Source organism: Salinisphaera orenii subsp. halophila YIM 95161 (genome assembly GCF_003732545.1).
Taxonomy (GTDB): domain Bacteria; phylum Pseudomonadota; class Gammaproteobacteria; order Nevskiales; family Salinisphaeraceae; genus Salinisphaera; species Salinisphaera orenii_A.
In genome coordinates this window covers 1-252 of the sequence record NZ_AYKF01000053.1, presented here as the reverse complement: position 1 = coordinate 252, position 252 = coordinate 1, and the positions used below count along the sequence as shown (strand labels likewise).

Genomic DNA, 252 nt, shown 5'->3' with positions numbered 1-252 from the left:
TTCGGTGCACCGCGGATTACCGAGACGCTGCAGTTCGAGGGCGAGACCGTCAGCCGCAATCGGGTGGCTCGACTCATGGCCATCAACGGTCTCCAGGGTATCCCGCAGCGGCGGCGTTGGCGGGCCGAGCCTTCCGGCGATCGGCCGACGCATGTGCGTAATCATCTCGAGCGCGACTTCGTCGCGCTCGAACCCAACACGAAGTGGGTGACCGACATCACCTATATCCGGACCGCCGAAGGCTGGCTGTAT

Annotated in this window: 1 protein-coding gene; it reads left to right on the top strand. The window is 64.3% G+C overall.

The window, feature by feature from the left end:
• Window positions 1-252, top strand: a 252-nt coding sequence (locus tag SAHL_RS03340; protein WP_148045464.1) for an IS3 family transposase, incomplete at both ends; no start/stop codon positions are given.